10 protein-coding genes and 1 pseudogene are annotated in these 16,918 nt (G+C 45.4%); 8 read left to right on the top strand and 3 right to left on the bottom strand.

Annotated elements, in window-relative coordinates:
* The first annotated feature begins 269 nt into the window (after positions 1-269).
* The 5 genes from Q4Q46_RS08350 to Q4Q46_RS08330 all read left to right on the top strand — a co-directional run bounded on the left by Q4Q46_RS08350 (position 270) and on the right by Q4Q46_RS08330 (position 5,502).
* Positions 270-1,790, top strand: a complete 1,521-nt coding sequence (locus Q4Q46_RS08350; protein WP_219251615.1) for a flavocytochrome c — start codon at positions 270-272, stop codon at positions 1,788-1,790.
* 5 nt (positions 1,791-1,795) lie between these two features.
* The gene (locus Q4Q46_RS08345) at positions 1,796-2,164 is read left to right on the top strand and encodes a cytochrome c3 family protein (protein ID WP_012089430.1); all 369 of its coding nucleotides are present in this window, start codon (positions 1,796-1,798) and stop codon (positions 2,162-2,164) included.
* Between the two features lie 40 nt (positions 2,165-2,204).
* Positions 2,205-3,341 carry a hypothetical protein gene (locus Q4Q46_RS08340; protein WP_311905695.1) on the top strand — a complete coding sequence of 379 codons (1,137 nt, stop codon included), beginning with the start codon at positions 2,205-2,207 and terminating at the stop codon, positions 3,339-3,341.
* A 127-nt stretch (positions 3,342-3,468) separates the two neighbouring features.
* Positions 3,469-4,584 (top strand): DcaP family trimeric outer membrane transporter, encoded by a 1,116-nt coding sequence (locus tag Q4Q46_RS08335; RefSeq protein ID WP_311905694.1) that lies wholly within the window; start codon positions 3,469-3,471, stop codon positions 4,582-4,584.
* Between the two features lie 174 nt (positions 4,585-4,758).
* On the top strand, positions 4,759-5,502 hold the full coding sequence (locus tag Q4Q46_RS08330; RefSeq protein WP_261273109.1) for a cupin domain-containing protein: 744 nt from the start codon (positions 4,759-4,761) through the stop codon (positions 5,500-5,502).
* Positions 5,503-7,114: 1,612 nt separating this feature from the next.
* On the opposite strand, the gene Q4Q46_RS08325 is transcribed toward Q4Q46_RS08330, so the two are convergent.
* Positions 7,115-8,185 carry an ATP-binding protein gene (locus Q4Q46_RS08325; protein WP_311905693.1) on the bottom strand — a complete coding sequence of 357 codons (1,071 nt, stop codon included), beginning with the start codon at positions 8,183-8,185 and terminating at the stop codon, positions 7,115-7,117.
* Positions 8,182-8,910, bottom strand: a complete 729-nt coding sequence (locus Q4Q46_RS08320) for a response regulator (RefSeq protein ID WP_311905692.1) — start codon at positions 8,908-8,910, stop codon at positions 8,182-8,184. Before Q4Q46_RS08320 ends, Q4Q46_RS08325 begins: the two co-directional genes overlap by 4 nt.
* Positions 8,911-9,075: 165 nt before the next feature.
* On the opposite strand from Q4Q46_RS08320, the gene Q4Q46_RS08315 reads away from it, so the two are divergent.
* Both Q4Q46_RS08315 and Q4Q46_RS08310 read left to right on the top strand, forming a co-directional pair.
* A complete protein-coding gene (locus Q4Q46_RS08315; protein ID WP_311905691.1) occupies positions 9,076-10,233 on the top strand; it encodes an efflux RND transporter periplasmic adaptor subunit in 1,158 nt (385 codons plus the stop codon).
* Positions 10,175-13,369, top strand: a pseudogene (locus Q4Q46_RS08310) (multidrug efflux RND transporter permease subunit). The gene Q4Q46_RS08315 and the pseudogene Q4Q46_RS08310 overlap by 59 nt, the downstream one beginning before the upstream one ends.
* A gap of 466 nt (positions 13,370-13,835) precedes the next feature.
* On the opposite strand, the gene Q4Q46_RS08305 reads toward Q4Q46_RS08310, so the two are convergent.
* The gene (locus Q4Q46_RS08305) at positions 13,836-15,605 is read right to left on the bottom strand and encodes a flavocytochrome c (RefSeq protein WP_311905690.1); all 1,770 of its coding nucleotides are present in this window, start codon (positions 15,603-15,605) and stop codon (positions 13,836-13,838) included.
* 226 nt (positions 15,606-15,831) lie between these two features.
* On the opposite strand from Q4Q46_RS08305, the gene Q4Q46_RS08300 reads away from it, so the two are divergent.
* Positions 15,832-16,860, top strand: coding sequence for a porin (locus Q4Q46_RS08300; RefSeq protein WP_311905689.1), 1,029 nt, complete (start codon positions 15,832-15,834; stop codon positions 16,858-16,860).
* Positions 16,861-16,918: the final 58 nt, after the last annotated feature.

Genomic DNA, 16,918 nt, shown 5'->3' with positions numbered 1-16,918 from the left:
CTAATCGGGATAAAGCTCACGCAAGTGAGCATTTTATTTATGTTCTTTGTGAGTTACCTCAAGCATACATTGCAACAACAAGTTTTTTTCAAAGATTAAAATCCCTTCACTTACATTTTTGTTGCAAAAAACTTTCATTTTCAAAAAAGATTATTCTAGACATAACTCACGAATAAGTTTGCCACTCCAAAAAAGCCGTGACTTAGTTCACCTTTAGCCTGACCCATAGCCTCTATCTTGCTTGCATACTGAAGTAGAGGGTGAACAACATGCATAATAGAAGAAACTTTTTAAAACTGGGTGCAGGTGCAGCTATTGGCGGTATTGCAGCCGCACTGCCAAGTGCAGCATCAGCTAATGAGTGCGCATCAAACATAAAATGGGATGAAACACGCGATGTTATCGTCGTGGGTTCAGGTTTCGCGGGTTTATCTGCTTCACTCAATTCTAAACGCCAAGGTCTTGGTTCCGTACTTGTACTGGAAAAAATGCAAGTCATTGGCGGTAACTCTGCGATTAATGGCGGTTGGCTAGCCATTCCCAAAAATCCAATCCAATTAGCCCAGGGCATTCAAGATGATTCGCCAGAGGAACTGGTTAAAGATCAGATCATTTCTGGCCGCGGTATGCAAAATACTGACATGTTGCGCCAAATGGCTAATCGTGCACTGGATGCCTATGACCTGTGTATTAATGCAGGAGTAAAGTTTCGTGAAGGATTTAACCAGCAAGTGGGTGGACATAATAAAGCACGAGCGATTCGTACCCAACACGGTGTGGGCGGCGATATCACCACTAAACTTTATGAAGTGGGTAAAAAAGAAGGAGTTGAATATCGTCTGCAACACTATGTTGAAGATTTCATCATGGATGGTCAGGAAATTATCGGCCTCAAAGTTCGCCAAAATTATCGTTTCCCCGATCTCAAAACCGGCAAAACAATCTATATCAAAGCTAACAAGGCCGTTATCCTTGCCCACGGTGGTTTTTCTCGAAATTTAAAACTGCGTGAGCTGGTTGATCCATCGCTTGATAAGACACTTGATTGCACCAATGCGCTAGGAGCGACTGGAGAAGTTACCCTTACAGCCATGGCACACGGTGCACTGCCTATACATATGAGCTTTATTCAAACTGGCCACTGGGGTTCGCCTGATGAAGGCGGCTTCGGTTGGTCAAATGCGTTACTGTCGATTGGTTTCCATAAGGGCATTTCCGTCAATGTTCTTGATGGTAAACGGTTTATGAATGAACGTGCCGACAGAAAAACCTGCTCTGACGCCATAATGAAAAACCGTAATGCAGATGGTTCCCCCGCTTATCCTGTCGTGTTTTTTAATCATGATGACCATGTTGGCGATGAACGCGTCACCCGTGCCGTGCGTGACCAAATTGCCTGGAAAGTCGATAGCCTAGAGCAATTAGCTAAGCAGTTTAATATCCCACTAAATGAGTTAAAACAAACCGTTACTGAGTACAACCAACAAGTGCCTAAAGGTGTTGATCCACTCTTTGGCCGCATGATGGATACGGCTGTACAGCTGAAACCTCCCTTTATCGTCTCGCGGATCTGGCCAAAAGTGCATTACTGCATGGGAGGATTAAAAACCGATTTAGGTGCCCGTGTTATGCACAGTCAATCGTTAACGACAATTAAGAAACTGTATGCAGTTGGTGAAGCGACCGGTGGTACACATGGTGGAACACGTTTAAGTTCAACGGCATGCCTAGAGTGCTTGACGATGGGAATTATCGTATCTGAAACCATCAAATCTGACATGCAGGCTTAAATATTATGAATAAATTACTACTCACACTCCTTATTGGATTCGTATTTGCTGGCAATGTAAACGCCGGAGAGCTGGTCAAAATGAAAGGCAGCACTCAAGGCCGAGTAAATCATGAGTCTCTCTATCAAGAAGGCTGTAAAAGCTGTCACCAAGGTTCAGGTAAGCAAAATGCTACCGACGCTGCGTGCGTTGAGTGTCACGGTGACATAACCAGTATCCCCGTTGACGAGAAAAAGCTACCGATCCCAGAGGCTCATCCGCACAAATCGTTGCACTACAACGAAGGTGCAAGCTGCTTAGCCTGCCACGCTGAACACGAAAAAAAGGCCCCAGTTTGTGCTGAATGCCACCGTACTTGGTTCAAAGAAATGTAAATTAATTATTAAAATTCAAATACTAAAATAAAAGGTAACGATGATGAAACAATCCACTCGGTTTATGCTGTCCATGGTTGCAACTGCAATCGCCATGTCGAGTTCAGCCGCTTTTGCTGCAGAACAACAAGAAGATGGTATTAACGTTGGCGGTGCTGTGCGTGTTAACTATGGTTATAAAGATTATGACAAAGCCTCAAAAGACAAAGGCGGCGATTTTAATTTTGATATGGCCGCAATTAAATTTGATGGTAAAAAAGGCGACTTCGGTTTAGCCGCAGAATACCGTTTTACTTCAGGCACTAACTATATCAAGTACGGTTATGGTTACTATAACATTGATCCAGACTGGCAACTGCAATTTGGTATCAACAAGGTACCCTTTGGTAATCGCGAGTTTATTTCTAACAGTTGGTGGTTTGGTCTACCTTACTACTTAGGTTTTGAGGATGATCATGATATCGGTCTTAAAGCCACCTACGAAAAAAATGGTTGGCATACTGATTTAGCCTTTTACAAAAATGCTGAATATGGTGCGACCGAGAATAAGCGTTATTCGACCGATTTGTATACCGGTACCATCAATGGCACTGAGTATCACAATGAAGAAACTAACCAGTTAAACGTGCGCCAAACTTATACAACAGAATACGAAGGCGGCTCGACTACCTTTGGTGGCTCTGTGCAGTATGGCCAAATCTACAACAGCGAGACGGGCAACAATGGCGATCGCTATGCCGTAGCATTGCATCTAGACAGCAGCTACAAAGGCTGGAATTTACAAATGCAAGCCATGCAATATGAATACGATGCTGCAGATGCTATCGACTCCAATAAAATTGGCGTGTCAGTAGTGAGCTGGCAGTATGAAATTGCTTCTAAGGGCCAAGCCTATAACATCAACATTGCCAAAACCGTGAACACAGATTGGGGTAGCATTAAGTTCTACAACGACTTTGGTTTAATGACGCCAGATGTTGATGATGATAGCTACGATAACAGTATGCAAAACGTCACTGGTATGGCGATTTCTGCAGGTCCTACCTACACAATGATCGACTTTGTTATGGGTAAAAATATGACCTTTTCTACTGCCAATAACGACCATGTTGGATTACCGGAAGTCGGTAATGATTGGGATAAACGCATTAACATCAACTTTGGCTATTATTTCTAACTCTCCATTCTAACTTTTGTTTGTAATAATCAAGTCGATCGGGACGTTCCTGCGGTTTTGATCGACCCTTCTTTTTATGCCCTATTCATTAGGGCATTTTTTATTTTTCAATGTGATTTAGCCAACCATGAAGCAACACACTTTACTCGCCTTATCCCTATTTTTTATTCCGTTTTCACCACTCTATGGAACAGACTTACAAATGGGGGGATTTATTAAGGCAAACGCACGTTATGTTGAAGGTAATCTGAAGTTTCAAGACAGTTGGACAGGTGGAGGTTCTTTCGCTGATAACACTAAACGTACTCAATTCAGTGCGCAAGAAAGTCGCGTAAATATGACCATCACCTCAAATGAAGTTCAAGCCTTTGCTGAAATCGACTTTGTTGGCTCGGCGCAGGGGAATCCGATCATCTCCAATTCCTACAGCCCCCGCCTAAGGCACGCATTTATATCCTACCAAGGCGTAACGGCTGGGCAAACTTGGTCCACCTTAGTCAATACCAGCACCTTTGCTGAAACGGCCGATTTAGGCGGGCCATTAGTTGGTCAAGCCATGATAAGACAAGCGCTGGTACGTTATGACACAACCCATTGGCAGTTTGCCCTAGAAAACCCCTACACCTACGGAACTCAAGCACCAGAACAAGCAAGTGCACAAACTAAATTCGCCACAGCACTCACGTCAACAGAACCGCTATGGATTGATACCAACCATGATTATCTGCCAGACATGATCGTTCGTTACAACCAATCGGGTGACTGGGGTAATGTGTCAATATCAGGTTTACTAAGATATTTAGACTCCGCCGATACAGCCCAATGGGGTGGTGGTACATCAATAGCGGCAAAAATACATTCCATAGGGAAAGATGATCTTCGTATTCAATTGCACTATGGTCATTTAGGGCGCTATGTAGGAACCGATGCAGCTAGAGATATCACAGATGGGCAATTAGAAAATTCTTTATCCGTCATGTTCGCCTATAGGCACTTTTGGACCCAACACACACGTTCAAGTATCTTTTATGGGCACACATCCACAAAAGTAGAACAAACAGATCGCAGTCATTTTGGGGTTAACTTATTCACCAATTTAACCCAATCACTCACTTTAGGCGCTGAAATAGGTCGTTATCAAATGCAAGACAATATCACTTCTCTTGTGCCCACAGTATCCCAGCCAAGGACAACTCAGGGAGCCTCCAACTATGCACAAGTCAGTCTGCAATTCCATTTCTAATGCTAGGGTCGCAGATAAGATTATTCGCGAGCAGAGTCACGAATAAGTTTGCCACTGAAAACATGACGTGATCCATTTCACCTTTGCGGTAGACCAATCTCTTTATTGTTAGTGACAGAACAATAATACCAACACAATACCGCCATTTTAAAAATTAAGACAATAGGATAGATAATGATGAAATTAAAAATGCTTTTTGGAATCGCCGCATTTGCATCAACGGCAGCTATGGCGCAAGGCCCACAATGTAACCATGCACAACTTCCATACCAACAAATGACACCGGTGCCAGCGGACAGTACTCCTTATGTCCCACAAGATACTATGCCTGAGCAATGTCGTAACCCAGAAATTGAAGCTTATATTACTGATTGGGAAGCAGGCAAAATCGATTTTAATACCATTAAACCCAACGACAGCATCGCCGCGGATCAACGTTTCTGTAAAACCTTGGATGATAATGGCAATGTCCTAGAAGCAAAAAACTGCGACCCTAAAAACTCTCCCGTTGGCTATATTTGGAAAGAATTGTCTGACAGCCCAGTTGTTATCGGTATTACTAATGGTGGCAAGTCAGATCATGAGCCGCACTTTCATGGCCAACCTGAGTGTTATTACGTCGTAAATGGCACAAGTAAAACATTAGCAAACAATAAATTTGAAACCCTAGCTAAAGGTCAATACTTCTACATACCTGGGGCTCATATCCACAACACGCCAATTTTAAACAAAGAGGGTTTAGGCGTGTTCTACTGGTATCCGAATAATGCTCATTTTGATGGTTTTAAATACTATTGGCGCAAAGATGTGAAAAACTTGAGAGTGGCTGAAGAAGCCTTTGATCGTGTTGATGCCATTCGTAAACGTGATCTTAACCTAGGCCCATATGGTACAAACGAAGCATTCTTTAAAAAATAAGCCAAATTGAAATAAACCACCTTCCGAAGAAGGTGGTTTAGCCCTCTTTGCTCCGCTTATATCGCCACTACCTCATCCAGCGAAGTAAAAAATGGGGATATAACATTGGCGCATAAAGCAAAGATCAAAGGATCATAAAATCGATCTGTTCAAGTTGGTATATCCGAGCACACCTATTTTTTGAAATTCTGAGGAAATAGGAATAATAATCAAGTAAAATCAATATTATAAATAGCGTTCAAAATTATGAACGCCCCTTAAAAGCCCGCTAATAAAACAACAACCAAGCCCTCTAAAATCCTCATATGTAGTGAAGCACTGCGTGTCGCCGCCCCCGCAATCAACCGCGCCGGAAGGACCCGCGATGATAATGGTTCGCATCTGCAGCGAGTTGAGAGCGATTCTCATCATCATAAAGTGTCGCGTTCGGTTTCAATCAAACCGTGAGCATCGGCGAGACACAAAATCCGCCCATCTGAAAATCAAAATTCCTCATAATTGCACATGATCATCGCTCTATTCCTATCCATGCAGGATGACTAATATAGGTAAAGAGAACGACTCTGGCACTCGGTTAAAATGAGCCTAGTCCTAGACAGAAGCAATTCACCTAAAACCGTCTAAAACCGTTTAAAACCTTGGCTTTTACCCTCTTCACCCCATCGCCAACAATTAACACTAAAGCAACAAATACGCGCTATTGCATCCTCCACTAGGGTTGATGCAATGACTCGTCTGTAGCCTTACTGCTGCATGGGCTAGAGTGCTCCCAACTTTTTGAGGCTATCTAGGGATTATCTAGGCCGCATCGAAAAATGGTTGAACCATATTGGTGCAACACGCTGAACAACGCCCATTGAATAGAAACATATCAATAACAATTCAAATTAAGGCAGCATGAGCCTAGAAACGCGTTCAATCACCCAGAAACAGTGTGTCGATCATCCCTGCTCACCTGCTTTTGATGACCAAAAACAGGGAGCGGATAACGCCTTCGCAGGATGAGGCCGCGACCGAAACAGTGAGCCGAATAGAAGGATCCATTTGGGCGCCATCAATTCACCCAGAACTGCCAAAAAACTCACATTTTGCCCTACCCTTTACGCCCTTCAAGCATTAACACAAAAGCAACAAAAGTGAGTCATTGCATCCTCCTCTAGGGTTGATGCAACAACTCGCCTGTAGCCCTACTGTTGCATGGGTTTGAGTGATCCCAACTTTTTGAGTGGATCTAGGCCGCATTGAAGTACTGTTGAACTCTAATGGTGTAATACACTTATCGATAAGTAACATACCAGCAACAACCAATGCTAATAAAACGTACGGTATTCTCACTCGCACTAGCAATCACCGACTACTAACACTGGACAAATGAAGTTGCAAGAATAAGCAACTTGTGAGCGAGTGCATAGATATCGTGGTGCTTGGCAACAGTTCTATCAATCCTTCTAATATCCAAAGAAAACAAGGCAACATGAGATTCATCAACTCATCTGCAGATAATAATTTAAGTATTGACCATAAAATAGTTACAGAAATTTAGCTTTATCGAGGTGTACCATACGTACAGAAATGACTAAGCACATCACTTTTGATGAGTACAATTCCAGTATCAAGACATAGCTCTAACAGGCCAAGAAAGAACGAATATTGTTCCTCCACGACCCGATGGCTGGCAGTCCACGTGGCCGCCGTGAGCTTCAGCAATTGTTTTAACCACTGCGAGACCGAGTCCACTGCCACCACTTTTTCGAGAGCGAGACGGATCTACTCGGCGAAATGCTTCGAATACGTAGCTTGCTGCCTCATCAGGGATACCAGGGCCTTCATCTTCGACGCTGAGATAACAGCTTGCCCCCGAGCGGTAAAATCGTACAGTCAAAGTGCCAGGATCAGCATGCTGGCGTGCATTTTCCAACAGCGCCATCAGCGCCTGCCGTATTCGTATAGCATCACAGTAAACTTTAAGTCTTGTATCAAGTTCCTGCTTCAGTATGAGTCCCTTAGCGTCTAACACCGCAGCGAAAGTCTCAATCACCGCACTAAGTTCATCGGCTAAACAGACCTCATCCCGCTGTAACTCTAGATGTCCACTGTCATTGAGGCTCAGCACTCGTAAATCTTCGATCAGGTGATTAAGGCCTTCAACCTGCCGTAATAGCCCCTCGAAGAGCTCACTGCTGGGGCTAAAAACACCTTCCGCTAACCCCTGCAACCGACCACGCAGAATAGTGACTGGGGTACGAAGTTCGTGAGCGATTGCCGCGTTCCAAAACTCCCGCTCGCGAGTCATATACTCTAGGCGCTCGGCCATAGCATTAAAGTCACTCACCAATTGCGCCGTCTCCCCCATCGCATGTTGGTCCATTCGCGCACGCGCGTTAAGCTTGCCTTGGGCGACTTCGCGTAGGCTATATGCCACAGAGTTCAGAGGAGTAAGAATGCGCCGTGACAGGCGAATGGCAACAAATAGCGCCATCCCCAACGCGGCTATGATAGTGCAAACTATCCATAGCATTTCCATCTGAGAAGGCATCCAGGTTTCAGATATACTGCCTGGCAGGTAGGCCACCGCAATGGCATAGAATACATAGGATCCAAACACTGACAGGAAAATGATGCCTAACGTCATTACCGCTAAGGACTGGATAATTTGCCTGCGCAAACCCGCTGCTTGCCTCATACTTCACCACCAAAGCGATAGCCAACCCCCCAGACACTGAGCGGCACTCCTTGAATTTCGAGGGCTTCAAGTTTTTTACGCAGCTTACTGATATGGCTGTCTACCGTTCGTTCCTGAGTATCGCCCTCAGGCAAGCAATTAATTAACAGCTCCTCACGGCTAAAAGCACGTTTCGGTGTACGCATCAAGCAAGCGAGCAGTTTGAACTCGGTCAAGGTCAGATCCAGTGCCTGCTGCTGACCGTTACAGATTACGCTAGCCTCGTGGCTGTCTAAGTCGATTTGGAACTGGCCGACGCGCAACATTTGGGTATTTATAGGCGTGTTAGTGCGAGCGCGTCGCAGTACCGCCTGCACCCTAGCCACCACCTCGGCGGGATTGAATGGTTTAACCACGTAGTCGTCAGCACCGAGGCGTAACCCCATTAATTTATCAATATCCTGATCCAGCGCGGTAAGCATGATCACCGGCGTGTCACCACGGGAGCGAATTTCATTCAGTACATTCCAGCCATCGAGATTCGGCATCTGTACATCGAGCAGCAATAGATCGGGTTTAAATGCTTGGTGCATAGCTAGCGCTTGGATACCATCGATAGCATGTTGAGTTCGTAGCCCACTGCGCTGCAAATAAGCGATAAGGATATCGGCAATCTCTGCTTCATCCTCTGCAATTAACACCAGTGCCGAAGTCATAGAACTTACGGGCTCATTGAGATTAGCCATGGATTGCCTCAACATTAAAATTGCTGAACTTTATCATCCCCTCCATACATTCTCCACAATGTCTCGAATAATTCGCAATACTGACTCGTCATAATTCAGCATTAGTTCTCTAGCGTTTGATAAAACGCCATTAGTGAGATCGCTGTACATTGAGGAGAGTAGGTTATGTACATCAAACAGCGGCACTTAAGCTTTGTGTTATTTGTAGGAATTGCCGTGTTGGGATTGGTAGGTTGTGATTCAGCAGTACAGGATGAAGAGACAACTGCTCCGGTTCAAGTGTCAGTGATGACATTAGAAAATGAAGCACTATTGGTGACTAAAGATCTGCCCGGTCGTGTCGCTGCGGTTCGCAGCGCTGAGATCCGCGCGCAAATTAGCGGCATAGTGCAAGGTCGTCTATTCGAACAGGGTGCCGAGATAACATCTGGCACTGTGCTATTTCAAATAAATCCAGCGCCATTTAAAGCTGATGTCGATATTGCTGCTGCAGCGTTACAGCGTGCCGAAGCGGTATGGATTCGGGCTCGTCAAGAAGCCGATCGCTTAGCCTCTTTGATACAAACCAAGGCCGTCAGCCAACAAATGCATGACGATGCTATTTCCCTGCGCGATCAGGCTGCCGCAGATGTAGCCCAAACCAAAGCGACGCTGGCACGGCGTCAGTTAGATCTACAGTTTGCCAGCGTAGAGGCACCCATCTCCGGACGTATAGATGAAGCATTAGTGAGTGAAGGTGCATTGGTCTCACCCACCGATGCCACACCCATGGCGAGGATCCAACAAATCAACCAAGTGTACGTTGATGTACGTCTTCCAGCATCAATGCTGGAGGCGATGCGTCAGCTGGCAAGCTCAGGGCTCCCAGAGTTGGCTGTTGAGATCCTAGGCAGTGGTGGCGAGCCTCTTGGCATGCAAGGGCATATCTTATTTTCAGGTATTCAGGTAGATGCAGGTACTGGCGATGTACTGCTGCGCGTACTGGTAGATAACCCGCAGCATCGTCTGTTGCCCGGTCTCTTTGTAAAAGCTCGCATTCCACAAGCTTACTATCCTACGACTCTGAACGTGCCTCAGCAGGCAGTGACTCGCAAGGCTGGTCAATCCCAAGTGTGGGTGCTTGATGAGCAAGCTAAAGTGCAACCTGTGGCCGTTAAGGTCGATGAATTGGTGGCAGGTCGCTATCACGTAGTATTCGGCCTAACCGCTGGGCAGCAAATAGTTGTTGAAGGTATCGAACGCCTAAGCCCTGCAGCACAAGTGAATGCGCGACCTTGGCAACCCTCTGTCGTTCCTCAGCAACTTAGCGCCGTCGTGCGCTGAATTTGGAGAAGTCGCCATGCCCCAGTTTTTCATCAACCGCCCAGTATTTGCTTGGGTGATAGCCTTATTTATCGTACTGATTGGCGTCATCGCCATTCCACAATTACCCATCTCCCGCTACCCATCAGTGGCACCCGTGTCGGTGAGCATTTATGCCGCTTATCCTGGAGCCACGCCACAGACACTTAATGACTCTGTAGTAAGCCTTGTCGAGCGTGAACTATCGGGGGTAAAAAACCTACTGTACTTCGAATCATCGGTGGACAGCTCGGGCAGTGCACAAATAACCGCCACCTTCAAACCAGGCACTGATGCGGAAATGGCGCAAGTTGATGTGCAAAATCGTATTAAGGCTGTCGAACCACGCCTACCTCAAGTTGTACGGCAGAGCGGTCTGCAGGTTGAATCGGCCGCTTCAAGCTTTTTGATGATGATTGGTATGACATCTCCAAACGGCCAATTCGACGAAATCGCGCTAAACGACTATTTAGCACGCAATATTGTCGAGGAGCTGCGCCGAATCGACGGTGTTGGTCGCGTGCAATTATTCGGTGCCGAGCAAGCCATGCGCGTCTAGGTAGACCCGAATAAACTCACCGCCTATGGCCTGACAATGAACGACCTTGCTACAGCTATCGAGCAGCAAAACACACAAATAGCCCCAGGGCGACTCGGTGATGAACCTGTCTTACAAGGACAACGACTGACGGTCCCCTTAACAGTGCAAGGACAACTCAGCACACCCGAGGAGTTCGCTGCTATCGTCCTACGTGCCGGTGCCGATGGCGCAAAATTGGTGCTATCTGATGTGGCACGGGTCGAGCTTGGCGCTCAGTCCTATGGTTTTTCTAACCGTGAAAATGGTGTGGTGGCGACCAGTGCTGCTATCCAGCTCTCGCCAGGAGCCAACGCTGTACGCACAGCTTCTGCGGTACGTGAACGTCTAGCCGAACTGGCGCTGAGTATGCCTGCTGGCATGAACTACTCAGTGCCATTCGATACCGCCCCCTTCGTCAAAGTGTCTATCGAAAAAGTAATCTATACCCTGTTTGAAGCTATGGCGCTGGTATTTATGGTGATGTTCCTGTTCCTGCAGAACCTGCGCTACACACTTATACCAGCTATCGTCGCGCCCATAGCGCTACTCGGTACCTTCGCGGTGATGTTACTGGCAGGCTTCTCAATCAACTCGCTGACCATGTTCGGCATGGTGCTGGCCATTGGCATTATTGTTGACGATGCTATTGTGGTGGTGGAAAACGTTGAGCGACTGATGGCTACCCAAGGACTGTCGCCGCGGGAGGCAACCTCACAGGCGATGAAGGAAATTACCGGCGCGGTGATCGGTATCACGCTAGTGCTGACCGCCGTATTCATCCCCATGGCCTTCGGTAGCGGCTCAGTGGGAGTGATCTATCAACAATTCACTTTGTCGATGGCGGTGTCTATTCTGTTTTCGGCCTTCCTCGCACTGACCCTAACGCCAGCACTATGCGCCACGCTACTGCGCCCAGTTAGTGCTGTTCACCATCAAAAAGGCGGTTTCTTCGGCGCCTTCAACCGTGGATTTGAACAACTCACCGCAGGCTATAGTGCACGCGTAGCACGATTGGTTGGACGCAGTGGACGTATGATGGCGGCATTTGCCGTACTCTGCGCAGTGCTGATCCTCGCTGCTGGGCAATTGCCGTCGTCCTTTCTACCAGAAGAGGATCAAGGCTATTTCATGACCTCCATCCAATTACCCACAGGCGCTACCAGCGAGCGCACGCTGGATGTGGTCAAAGCCTACGAGGCGCACGTCGCATCGCGCCCAACGCTGGGTGCAAATATGGTAGTGCTGGGCTTTAGCTTTGCAGGCTCCGGCCCCAATGCAGCCATGGCCTTCACTATGCTCAAAGATTGGGATCAGCGTAATGGTGCTACGGCTGCCGAAGAAGCGGCACTGGCGCAGCAAGCTATGGCTGATAACGTTGAAGGCACAGTGATGACCATGATGCCGCCAGCCATTGACGAGCTGGGCACATCCTCCGGTTTCACTCTGTTCCTGCAGGATAGAGCCAATCGGGGCGAGGCTGCATTGATAGCTGCACAGGCACAATTGCTGGCACTAGCTGCCCAGAGCAAGGTGGTCAGCGATGTCTACCCAGATGGCCTGCCGCCCGGTGAGAGCATTAGCCTGAATATCAATCGGTCAAAAGCCGAGGCTATGGGTCTGTCCTTCGCCGCGGTAAGCAGCACACTTTCGGCGGCCATGGGATCACTGTATGTCAATGATTTCCCAAATAATGGACGTATGCAGCAGGTCATCCTGCAGGCCGACGCTACGGCACGAATGCAATTGGACGACGTGCTCAGCCTCCGCGTGCGTAATTCAAGTGGTGGCATGGTGCCTCTACGGGAAGTAGTGACGGCTGAATGGAAAGAGTCGCCACAGCAAATGATGCGCTTTCAGGGCTTCCCTGCTATGCGTATTTCCGGGGGTGCTGCAGCTGGCGTTTCCAGCGGCGCAGCGATGACCGAGATGGAACGCTTAGTGGCGCAATTGCCGCAAGGGTTCGCGGTAGCGTGGACGGGGGCATCATTGCAAGAGCGCCAATCGGCGGCACAGGCACCATTGCTGATGTTGTTGTCCGCTCTGGTAGTATTTCTGGTACTCGCTGCATTGTACGAAAGCTGGTCGATCCCACTGTCGGTGATGTTGGTCGTACCGCAGGGGCTGCTGGGCGCGGTAGCGGCTGTAATGTTGCGTGATATGCCTAACGATGTGTTCTTCAAGGTGGGAATGATCACCATCATCGGCCTATCGGCAAAAAATGCCATTCTCATCGTCGAGTTCGCCCGCCAATTGCACGCCGAGGGCCATACGCTGATAGATGCTGCAGTGACTGCTGCACGCTTGCGTCTACGTCCCATTCTGATGACGTCATTGGCATTTACTCTCGGAGTAATACCCTTAATGCTTGCGAGCGGTGCCAGCGCCGAAACTCAACATGCAATCGGTACTGGCGTATTCGGTGGCATGCTCAGTGGTACCTTGCTGGCAATATTCTTCGTACCGGCGTTTTTTGTCTTTGTCATCGGCACACAAGAGCGCTTGAGTGCCTGGCTTGCGCGGCGTAATACAGCCAAATAGCCTCACCCGCTTTGATGCTCTGTAGGAAAGTCTAACAACACCATCCTATTGAGCATTAAAGCTGATCAATATATGTGTATTAATTTTAAACACTGGAAATATAGGTTCAGTGATAGTAATCGTTACTGCGTATCCGGCTTATGGTTCCGACGCTCATATCTGTAATCGGTTCTCTAAGAAATGGTACGATGCTGGACTCGCCGACAGTGTATTATTCGATTCATGGAAAGAGTAAGTACATTTCGCCAATATTCCCGCGTTATCTAAAAAGATGAAGCCATCGAAAAGTGAGCAAAATCCATCGAATCTAATTCTGCCGACAAATAAAAAAGAGAGGCTAAATTAGCCTCTCAAAAAATAGCAGGGGAGCACTTTAACTTAAGCAATAATTTTATTGCTAATATTTACGATGAATAAAACTTGAGATGTTGTGAGAGACAATAACGAGTCTCTCACTGATTTAGCGTTACTTTGTATTTAGAGCATGCTTGGCAGCATTTGCACCTGCAATTTTACCAAAAATAACGGTGTCTGCGACGGCATTTCCCCCTAAACGATTATAACCATGCACACCACCCGTTACTTCGCCAGCAGCAAATAAACCGATCAATGGTTTACTCTGAATATCCAGCACCTCTGCCTTTGTATCAATTGCAACACCACCCATAGTATGGTGAATACCAGGAGCCACTTTTACTGCATAAAAAGGAGCTTTCGCCAGTGGTAATGACATTTGTTCGCGGGCAAACTCCTCATCCTTCCCTTGCTTAAAGTAACGGTTGTAGTTTGAAGCCGTATTTTCTAACGCGCTTTCTTTCATACCTGTGATTTTTGCAAGCTCTGAAATTGTATTTGCTTTTTCCAGCATGCCTAAATGGTCATACCCCTGAACCATTTTTGCCTTTTTATAAAGCTCATTATCAAAGACTAACCAAGCATATTGTTCAGGTTGCTTTAGAATGGCATCAGATGCTTTGTCGCGAGTCGTTAATTCGCTGATAAAACGATTGCCATCTTTATTCACCATAATGGCCCCTACTCCCCTAACCGTTTCCGAGATTAAAATACGGCTGTCCTTTCCAACAGTAGGATGAGCTTGTATCCAGTCAATGTCAGTCATACTCGCTCCAATCGCTTTGGCAAGTTCAATGCCATCACCTGTAGAAGTGATGTTATTCGAACTGGTCATTCCTTTAAATGTTGGGCGATAAAATGCAACCATTTCTTTATTAAATCCATAACCACCTGTGGCTAAAACAACCGACTTAGCTGCAACCATATAGTGACCAGAGTGTTTACCGTGGATGACAACACCAACAATTTTTTGGTCTTCATCAACGACAAGTTTTACAACTTTAGAGTTGAGTCTTGTATCAACCCCTTCTTTATCCGATGCTTTTCTAAGTACATCAATAATATGTGGACCAACACTTAACCCACCAGATGGACGATGTGTTCTATCGACTCTAGCGCCGCCAGAGCGTTTTAAATCATCCATATTGGCGCCTAAAGATTCTAGCCATTTAATACCATCAGCAGATTGCTCAGCGAGTATTTGCACCAACTTTGGATCATTCGCGTAACGTCCACCTTTCATAGTGTCTTCAACAAACCATTCGATTTTATCATCGACCTTATGGTCTTTTTGCTGGACAGTCCCTACTGCATTATATCCACCTGCAGCGAGCATAGAGTTGCCACCACTAAATGGTGCTTTATCAAGCAATATAACGTTCGCCCCGGCCTTTTTAGCTGCAATCGCAGCATTAAACCCAGCACTACCGGCTCCAACAACAATCACATCCGTTGTTTCTTTAGGACCTGCAGCTATCGCTTTATTTATTGCTTCATTATCCCAACCTTTGTCCCACGGTTCTTTGGATTTTGCTTTATTAAAAGGCATATCGAGCCCTTTAAATGAATGACATTCATTACAATATAACTTTGGTTGCTCATGCCCTTTATGACAAGACGTACAATTAATATCACCTAAGTGGGAAGAATGTGGGTCAATTTCCAGTTTGGGGTTCGCCAACTTCTCATAATCACCATGGCAAGATTTACATTGTTTATTTTCAAATGTCTCACTATCGCTTACTTTATTGGGTAATGCATGGCATGTTTTGCAACCATTCATGCTCTTATGAAATGAAGCCAAATCATTTTTATTATCCGCAGCTAATGATGAAAATGTTAACATAGAAAAAATGATAACACTCAAGTATTTTACCTTCATACAATTCTCCAGTTTTTATTTTGGTAAGATTTCCCATGATGATAGTTGTTTATTCATTTAAAATAGTGACACTACGCAATAAATCGAATTCATTAAAAATAACTTAACAGACATTAAATTATTCTTAACTCGATTTATTTGTTGACTGGATGTGATCCAAAGCGGAGACGTGTCCAATTAAATCTTTAACATGACATTGCTTTTACATTCTAAAAAGGTGATGTTAATGAAAACAGCTAAATATATTGGTTTTGGTCTTATTTTAATTTGTTCAAATCAGGTTTTATCTGAGCCACTAGATTTCTATGGAAGACTATGGCTTGGTGTTGCGAACTCGAACAACGGTCTTTCTGGTAATGAAAAAGTTGATGGGGTTTCCCTTGAAAACTATGCATCATATTTAGGTGTTAAAGGTGAGTATGGTGTGTATGAGAATTTTAGCCTGTTATATAAATTTGAAGCAGGGATAGAAAGTTTTGACAATGATGACTCCAACATTTTTAAACCTAGAAACTCTTACTTAGGTTTTAAAACTAGCTATGGTTCGGCTGTTTTCGGAAGAAATGATACCGTTTTTAAAAGTGCTGAAGGGAAAGTGGATTTATTTAACATTACCTCAAGCGATATGAATATGCTCATTGCAGGCAACGATAGACTTGGTGATTCGGTAACATTAAAAAGTGCCAAAGTTGCAGGTATGACTATGGGTGTTAGTTATGTTTTTGATAAGGATTTCAATAAAAAGAATCCTGAACTATCTGACAAACAGAACAATTATGCAGTTAGCTTATCCCTCGGCGACGCATCACTTAAAAGTAATAATCATTACATCTCAATAGCCTATGCAGATGGTTTAAATCAGCTAGAGGCAACAAGACTGGTTGGTGGTGTTGCTATTTCATCAGTAAAATTGGGAGCCATGTACCAGCATTCAGAGTCTAGTCTTTATGATAATATTAAAGGGAATTCCTATCTATTAAGTTTGAACGTTCCTATTGATAAATATGATATAAAGCTTCAATATTTAAAAGATGATGCAGGGCTTGGTAAAATCACAAAAAATACTGGAGCAGATCTAAAAACACTAAAAGAGAGTGATGCTAATCAATATTCTCTAGGTGTAGATTTCAAGGCTCAGAAGGATTTAACTTTTGGAGTAGGCATATCCTATTTTGATGGTTATTACACGGATGCAAAAGGGCATACTAAGTTTGATGACACTCTAATGTCTGTATCCACAAAATATCTATTTTAACCTATCCAAAGAAAGCGGCCATTTTGGCCGCCTTATGAAAATTAGACATTCATCATGT

The organism is Shewanella vaxholmensis (assembly GCF_031932135.1).
Classification (GTDB): Bacteria; Pseudomonadota; Gammaproteobacteria; order Enterobacterales; family Shewanellaceae; genus Shewanella; species Shewanella hafniensis.
Note: the sequence above shows the minus strand (reverse complement) of the source record. Positions and strands in the feature narration are given on the sequence as shown.